Raw genomic sequence first — 7,938 nt, forward strand, 5'->3', positions numbered from 1 at the left:
GACCAGCACGGCCGTGTCGTCGTCGAGCACCAGCGGGACGAGGACCTCGAAGCCGACCCTGCTCTCCACCGTCCGGCCCCGGACCAGGATGACGTTCGTGGCGTCGTACCGGCCGGTGGCGGTGACCCGGCTCCACTCGGCCTGCGCGGCGGGGGCCGCGCCGACGGTGCCCGCGCCGCCGGTGGGGGCCGGCAGCGTCGACCGCAGCGGCGCGGGGGTGCCGGCGGTGCCGGCGTCGATCCGCTCGTTGACGGCGGTACGTTCCCGGTAGCGGTCCAGCTGCCAGTTGCCGAGCAGCACCATGACGGCGGCGGCGACCAGGGTCAGCGCGAGGATGCCCAGCCAGCGTGGGGTCAGCAGGAACCGGTACACAGCACGAGGCTACCCGTATGACCGACGCCACCCTGCGCGACGGCCCGGCACCGGCCCGTACGGTGTGCGGATCGGCGGTCTCCACCTGTCGCCAGGGGCGGGTATGGTCACGCCTGCGGATCGCCGCCGGTGTTCCTCCCGGCCGTCCGCGAGCCACCGCCCGTCGCCACCGAGGAGTCGATGATGACCGCCGTGCCGCGCCTCGTGTTCAGCGCGCCGTCCTCCGGTCACGGCACCAACGCGCTGTCCGTCGGTCTGCTCGCCGCGCTCGCCGAACGGGGGCTCGACGTCGCCGGGTTCAAGGTCGGTCCGGACCACGTCGACGCCGCCTACCTCGGCCTGGCCGCCGGCCGCCCCGGCCGTACCCTCGACCCCCGGCTGATCGGTGGCGACCGGCTCGGGCCCCTCTTCGCGTACGGCGCGCAGGGTGCCGCGTTGGCCCTGGTCCAGGGCACCATGGGGCTGTACGACTCGGTCGGGGGCCGCCCCGAGGCGGAGTCCACGGCCGCCGTGGCGACCGCGCTGCGCAGCCCCGTCGTGCTGGTGATCGACGTGGCGGCGATGGGCCAGTCGGTGGCCGCCCTGGTGCACGGATTCCGCTCGTACGACGAGCAGCTCTGGTTGGGTGGGGTGATCCTCACCCAGGTCGCCTCCGGCCGGCACGAGGCCATGCTCCGGGAGGCGCTCGACGACGTCGGGATGCCCGTCTACGGGGCGTTGCGCCGGCACGAACTGCCCCCGGTGCTGCCCGCCCGCCGGCACGGCGTGGCACCGGTCCTCGGTCGCGACGCCGAGGCGTCCCGGGCGGTGCGCCGGCTCGGCGAGGCGGTCGCCGGGACGGTCGACCTGGAACGCCTGCTCGGGTTGGCCCGTTCCGCCCCGGCGCTGTCCGTCCCGGCCTGGTCGCCGGTGTCCGACGCCCCGGTGTCCGACGCGCCGGTGGTGGCGCTCGCCGGCGGCCCCGGCGGCAGCTACAGCCACCCGGAGACCGCCGAGCTGCTGCGGGCCGCCGGGGCCCAGGTGGTCACCGTCGACCCGCTGCGCGACGAGGCGCTGCCCGCCGGCACCCGCGCGCTGGTCGTCGGGGGCGCACTGCCCGAGTCGTACGCGCGGGACCTGTCGGCCAACCGGCGGCTCTGCATCGCGGTGGCCGAGCTGGCCCGCACCGGCCGTCCGGTGATCGCCGAGGGCACCGGCCTGCTGTGGCTGGCCCGGGAGCTGGACGGGCTGCCGATGTGCGGGGTGCTGGACGCGATCGGCGTGAGCCGGGACGGTCTGGTGGTCGGTTACCGGGAGGCGACCGCCCTGTCCGACAGCGCGGTCGCCCGTACCGGTGCGACGGTGGTGGGCTACAAGCAGCACGGCGCGGTGCTCACCCCCCGGGCCGGGCAGCGGGCCGCCTGGGGTTGGGAGGGCGGCACGCCCGAGGGCTTCGTCTGGCGGGGCGTGCACGCCTCCCAGCTCGGCCTGCACTGGGCGGCGTACCCGGAGATCGCGACCCGGCTGGTGACGGCGGCGGCGCTGCCCTCGCCGGTCGAGGGCGTCGCCGCGCCGGCCTGACCGGCCCCGGGTGACCGGCCCGGCGGCCACCGGCCCCGCGTCAGCCGACGATGGCGTCCGACGGTGGGGTGAACTGGCGGGTCGGGGTGCCCTTGAGGCCGTCGCGCAGGGTCTGGGCGACCGCGTTGACCGGGACCTGGGACTGCCCGTCACCGACGGCGTTGAAGGGGTTGTCCGGGTCGGCGATGAAGCTCGCCGCCGCCAGTTCCGGGGTGTAGCCGACGAACCAGGCCGACCGGGTGCTGTCCGTGGTGCCGGTCTTGCCGGCGACCGGGCGGCCCACCGTGCCCCGGACGCTGTCCGCCGTCGACCAGCCGCCGCAGCTTCCCTTGGCCGGGGTGTCGCCGGTGGGGCAGCGGGCGGCGTCGGTGGCGGCCCGCGCCGCGTCGGCGTTCACCACCTGCCGGCAACGGGGCTTGGCGACCTCCCGTTCGATGCCACCGGCGGTCCTGTACGTGGCCGGGGTCCCGTCCCGGTTGGTGATCGAGTTGACCGGCATCGCCTCGCAGTACCGCCCGTCGGCGGCGATCGCGGCGTACGCGTTGGCCATCTCCAGCGGGGTGGCGTCGGAGACGCCCAGGGTGAACGCGCCCCACTTCTTCGCCTTCGCGGGTGACGCCTGCTCCTTGTCGACGTCGGTACGCCAGCGCAGGCCCAGCTGCTCGGCGAGGTGCACCCCCCGGTCCGCGCCGATCTTCTCCTCCAGTTGGACGAAGTAGGTGTTCACCGACTTGCCGAACCCGGACCACATGGTCTGCCGGCCGGTCATCGCCCCGCTGGCGTTGGACGGCGCCCACCCGTCGTAGACGGCCGACATGTACCGGTACGGCGAGTCGAACGCGGTGGACAGCGGCATCCCGGCGTCCAGGGCGGCCAGCATCGGGAACATCTTGAACGTCGAGCCGGCCTGGTAGCCCGGGAGGGTGCCGCCGCCGAGCAGCGGGGCGACCGTGTTCGGGTAGTTCGCCTTCATCTTCGGATCGGCCTCGGGGTTCGAGCTGGGTCCGTTCTCGCTGACGTCCAGGGAGTACGTCCGGTTCACCGCCATCGCCTTGATCCGTCCGGTGCCCGGTTCGGCGACCACGATCCCGTTGGCGAAGGGACTGTCGACGCGGTCCTTCGCACCGACGTTCTTCTCGGCGGCGGCCTGCACCTTGGGGTCGAGGCTCAGCACGATCCGGTAGCCGCCCCGGCGCAGCTTGTCCATCCGCTCCAGCCGGTTCTCCCCGAACGCGGGCTGCGCGCTCCACCAGTTCTTCACGTAGTCGCAGGCGAAGCCCCAGGTGTTGTACTTGTTGGGGATCGCGGCGCAGTCGTTGGCGGGGGTGGTGGGCCGGGTCCGGATGGGTTCGCTCTTGGCCACCGCGGCGGCGTCCGGGGACAGGTAGCCGAGTTGGGTCATCTTGTCGAGCACGTAGTTGCGCCGGCCGGTGGCCTCCTTCTGGTCCGAGCTGAGCGGGTCGTACTCGGAGGGGGACTTGACCAGGCCGGCGAGGGTGGCCGCCTCGACCGGGGTGAGCGTGGCCGGGGTCTTGGAGAAGAAGATCTGCGCCGCGGCGTAGATGCCGTACGCCCGGTGACCGAAGTACGCCGAGTTGAGGTAACGCTCCAGGATCTGGTCCTTGGTCAGCTCCTTCTCGATGTCCAGCGCCATCCGCATCTCCTTGACCTTGCGCAGGCTGGTCTGCTGGATGGCCTCCTGGACCTCCTGCGGCGTCTGCGCGCTGTCCCGCAGCGCCATCCGGACGTACTGCATGGTCAGGGTGGAGGCGCCCTGGGAGACGCCGCTGGAACGGGTGTTGGCCACGAAGGCGCGGGCGACGCCCTTCGGGTCGACGCCCCGGTGCTGGTAGAAGCGGTTGTCTTCGGCGGCGACGATGGCCTGCTGGATGTTCGGCGACATGTCCGACAACTTGGTGTACTGCCGGTACTCCTCGTAGAACATCGTCAGGATCGTCGTGCCGTCTGGTGCGTAGAGGTAGGACGTCTCGGCGGGCAGGGCGGTGCGCAGGATGTTCGTCTTGTGCTCCACGGCGTGCGCGGTGGCCTTGGCGCCCAGGCCGGTCACGGCGGCCAGCGGGTACGCCACGGCGGCGAGCACGATGCCGGCGATCAGCCCGGCACGCAGGAGAGGAACGGAACGACCAGCGGCAGCAAGGGGTCGATTACTCACGTGGTCAAGTTATGACATTTCCGATTCGTCCATGAGAAGAATTCATGAACGCTCGGGCGTTCCCCGGCCGGGACCGGCGGCCGTGGGTGAAGCGTCCGGTGTGCCGTGATGTGGACCACCTCGGGATCGACTGTCCTCTGCGCCGGCTTCCCGGCAGGATCGCGGACATGCATGGGCAACTGACCGGCGTCGAGCCGTCGACCGGCCCGGGAGCCGCCGCCGCGCCGGCGACCGCACCCGGGGCGACCGACGACGCCGAACCGGATCTCGCCCACCACGGGGACGCCGAGGCCACCCCCGGCCTGGTCGACCTGGCCGTCAACGTCCGCCGCGACCCGATGCCGGACTGGCTGGCCGACCCGCTCACCGCCGCCCTCGCCGACCTGGCCGGCTACCCCGACCCCCGGCCGGCCCGCGCCGCCGTCGCCGCCCGGCACCTCCGCCCGGAGGCGGAGGTGCTGCTCACCGCCGGTGCCGCCGAGGGCTTCGTGCTGCTCGCCCGCGCCCTGGCCGGGGTACGCCGCCCGGTGGTGGTGCACCCGCAGTTCACCGAACCGGAGGCCGCGCTGCGGGCCGCCGGCCACCGGGTCGAACGACTCCTGCTCGACCCGGACGACGACTTCCGGCTCGACCCCGCGCGGGTGCCGGCCGACGCCGACCTGGTCATGATCGGCAACCCGACCAACCCGACCTCGGTGCTGCACCCCGCCGCCGACCTGGCCGCCCTGGCCCGGCCGGGCCGGGTGCTCGTCGTCGACGAGGCGTTCGCCGACACCACAGGCGTCCCCGGCGTCGACGGCGAGCCCGAGTCGCTCGCCGCCCGCCGGGACCTGCCCGGCCTGGTGGTGGTGCGCAGCCTCACCAAGACCTGGGGACTGGCCGGGCTGCGGATCGGCTACCTGCTCGGCGAGGCCGCCCTCCTGGAGCGGCTGGCCGCCGCCCAGCCGCTGTGGGCCGTGGCCACCCCGGCGCGGGCCGCCGCCACCGCCGTCGCGTCACCGACCGGCGTCGCCGCCGAGCGCGCCATCGCCGCCCGGCTCGCCGCCGACCGCGACCACCTGGTGCGCCGCCTGTCGGCCCTGCCCGGGGTACGCGTCGCGGGCCGCCCGGCCAGCGCCTTCGTCCTGGTCCACCGGCCCGGCGCCGACCGGGTACGCCAGGCGTTGCGCGACCGGGGCTGGGCCGTACGACGTGGCGACACCTTCCCCGGGCTCGGGCCGGACTGGCTGCGGATCGCCGTCCGCGACCCGGCCACCACGGACGCGTTCATCGAGGTAATGGCGGAGATCCTGGAGGCATGATGCTGGAGACGACGATCGCGGAGATCGGTCCGCCCGACCCGATGGCGATGACGGCCGCCCGGGACCTCCAGGCCCGGCTGACCAAGCCGGCCGGCTCGCTTGGCGCGCTGGAGGAACTGTCCGTACGCCTGGCCGGCCTGGCCGGGGCCTGCCCGCCGCCGCTGCCCGAACCGGCGGCGGTGGCGATCTTCGCCGGTGACCACGGCGTGCACGCCCAGCGGGTCACCCCGTGGCCGCAGGAGGTGACCGCCCAGATGATCGGGAACTTCCTGGCCGGCGGGGCGGTCGTCAACGCGTTCGCCCGGCAGGCCGGCGCCTCGGTCACCGTGGTCGACGTCGGCGTGGCCGCGCCGCTGCCGTTCCCGCCCGCCGACGCCGCGCCCACCACCGCGTCCACCGACGCCCTGTCCGCCGAAGCCCTCTCCACCGAAGCCCCGTCCGACGACGCCGTGCCCGCCCCGACCGGCACCAGCCTGGCACCGCCGCGCCTGCTCGACGCGAACGTGCGGCGCGGCACCCGGGACATGACGGTCACCGCCGCACTCACCCGGGACGAGGCGCGGGCTGCGGTCGAGACCGGCATCCGGGTCGCCGGCGAGCTGATCGACGCCGGGGCGGGTGTGCTGCTCACCGGCGACATGGGGATCGCCAACACCACGCCGGCCGCCGCGCTGGTCGCCGCGTTCACCGGGGTCGACCCGGAGGCGGCCACCGGCCGGGGCACCGGGGTGGACGACGAGACGTACCGGCACAAGGTCGACGTGGTGCGCACGGCGCTGGACCGGCACCGCCCCGACCCGGCCGATCCGCTGGGGGTGCTGGCCGCCGTCGGTGGCCTGGAGCACGCGGCGCTGGCCGGCCTGATCCTCGGCGCGGCGGCCCGCCGGGTGCCGGTGCTGCTCGACGGGGTGATCGCGGTCAGCGCGGCGCTGGCCGCCGCCGCCCTCGCCCCCGACGCGGTCGGTGCGATGGTCGCCGGGCACCGCTCCGTCGAGCCGGGTGCCACCGTGGCGCTGCGGCACCTCGGCCTCGACCCGCTCGTCGACCTCGGCCTGCGCCTCGGCGAGGGCACCGGGGCGCTGCTGGCCCTGCCGGTGGTTGTCGGCGCGGTCCGGGTGCTGCACGAGGTGGCCACCTTCGACGCGGCGGGGGTCTCCGAGAAGTGAGCACCAGCCCGTACCCTCTCGGACTGCGGCTCGCCGGACGGCGGGTGGTCGTGGTGGGCGGCGGCGCCGTGGCCAGCCGGCGGGTGCCCGCCCTGCTGGACGCCGGTGCCGACGTGCTGCTGGTCGCCCCCGAGGTGACCCCCGCGCTACGCGCGCACGTCGACGCCGGACGGCTGCACTGGCGACCCCGTCGGTTCGCCCCCGACGACCTCGACGGGGCGTGGCTGGTCCAGGTCGCGGTGGACGATCCGCTCGCCGCCGCCTCGGTCAGCGCCGTCGCCGCCGAACGGCGGATCTTCTGCGTCCGGGCCGACGACCGGACGGCGGCCACCGCGTGGACCCCGGCGGTGACCCGGCACGGGCCGGTGACCGTGGCCGTGCGGGGCGGGGGAGACCCGAAACGGGCGATGGGTGTCCGGGACGCCGTCCGGGAGCTGCTCGCCGCCCGGACGGGCCCGCTCGTCGACCCGGGGGAGGTCGACCCGGGCGAACCGGTGGCGGACGCGCCCCTCGCGGGCCCGCCGGAGCCGACGCCGGCCGGGGCCGGCGACGCCGCGACCCGTGCGGGTGGCCCGGTCGGTCGGGTGTCGCTGGTCGGCGCGGGGCCGGGCGACCCGGAGTTGATCACGGTGAAGGGGTGGCGGCTGCTCACCGAGGCGGCGGTGGTGGTCGCCGACCGGCTGGTGCCCGGGTTGCTCCTGGACGAGCTGCGCCCCGACGTCGAGCTGGTCGACGCCGCGAAGATCCCCTACGGGCCGTCCCGCGCCCAGGAGGAGATCAACCGGATCCTGGTCGACCGGGCGCTCGCCGGCAAGGTCGTGGTACGCCTCAAGGGTGGCGATCCGGACGTCTTCGGGCGTGGCGGGGAGGAGTTGCTGGCCTGCGCGGCGGCCGGCGTACCGGTGACCGTGGTGCCCGGGGTGACCAGCGCCGTGGCCGTGCCGGCGTCGGCCGGTGTCCCGGTCACCCACCGGGCGGTGGCCCACGAGTTCACCGTGGTCTCCGGCCACGTCGCCCCGGACTCGCCGGTCTCCCTGGTGCGCTGGGAGGCCCTGGCCGGCCTGCGGGGCACCCTGGTGGTGCTGATGGGGCTCAAGAACCTGGCCGCCATCGCCGACACCCTGACCCGGCACGGCCGGGACGCGGTCACCCCGGTCGCGGTGATCCAGGAGGGCACCACGGGTGGTCAGCGCAGCCTGCGGTCGACGCTCGGCGCGGTGGCGGCCGACGTGGTCGCGGCGGGGCTGCGGCCCCCGGCCATCGTGGTGATCGGCGACGTGGTCGACGCCCTGACGCCCTCACCTTGATCCACCCTTGTGGGCCGATGTAGCGATATCCCGTGTCGCGGATGCCGCTACATCGGCCC

General features: G+C 75.0%; 6 protein-coding genes. 4 read left to right on the plus strand and 2 right to left on the minus strand.

Annotated features, from left to right (window positions below):
* The coding region (locus ACOJTC_RS17430) for an SURF1 family protein (RefSeq protein WP_420117674.1) at positions 1-372 on the minus strand (372 nt) is incomplete at its 3' end.
* 129 nt (positions 373-501) lie between these two features.
* Here ACOJTC_RS17430 and ACOJTC_RS17435 point away from each other — a divergent pair.
* A complete protein-coding gene (locus ACOJTC_RS17435) occupies positions 502-1,932 on the plus strand; it encodes a cobyrinate a,c-diamide synthase (RefSeq protein WP_420117675.1) in 1,431 nt (476 codons plus the stop codon).
* 40 nt (positions 1,933-1,972) lie between these two features.
* On the opposite strand, the gene ACOJTC_RS17440 is transcribed toward ACOJTC_RS17435, so the two are convergent.
* The gene (locus tag ACOJTC_RS17440) at positions 1,973-4,105 is read right to left on the minus strand and encodes a transglycosylase domain-containing protein (protein WP_420117676.1); all 2,133 of its coding nucleotides are present in this window, start codon (positions 4,103-4,105) and stop codon (positions 1,973-1,975) included.
* 167 nt (positions 4,106-4,272) lie between these two features.
* Between ACOJTC_RS17440 and cobC the strand changes: the two genes are divergently transcribed.
* From cobC to cobA, 3 genes are read left to right on the plus strand one after another with little or no spacing between them, the layout of a single operon-like run.
* A complete protein-coding gene (gene cobC, locus ACOJTC_RS17445) occupies positions 4,273-5,406 on the plus strand; it encodes an Rv2231c family pyridoxal phosphate-dependent protein CobC (protein WP_420117677.1) in 1,134 nt (377 codons plus the stop codon).
* The gene (locus tag ACOJTC_RS17450) at positions 5,406-6,572 is read left to right on the plus strand and encodes a nicotinate-nucleotide--dimethylbenzimidazole phosphoribosyltransferase (RefSeq protein ID WP_420117679.1); all 1,167 of its coding nucleotides are present in this window, start codon (positions 5,406-5,408) and stop codon (positions 6,570-6,572) included. Before cobC ends, ACOJTC_RS17450 begins: the two co-directional genes overlap by 1 nt.
* Complete coding sequence (cobA, locus tag ACOJTC_RS17455) at positions 6,569-7,879, plus strand: uroporphyrinogen-III C-methyltransferase (RefSeq protein ID WP_420117678.1); 1,311 nt, start codon at positions 6,569-6,571, stop codon at positions 7,877-7,879. The genes ACOJTC_RS17450 and cobA overlap by 4 nt, the downstream gene beginning before the upstream one ends.
* Positions 7,880-7,938 lie beyond the last annotated feature (59 nt).

Origin of the sequence: Micromonospora sp., from assembly GCF_048594385.1 — a bacterium.
In the GTDB taxonomy this organism is placed as follows: Bacteria; Actinomycetota; Actinomycetes; order Mycobacteriales; family Micromonosporaceae; genus Micromonospora; species Micromonospora wenchangensis.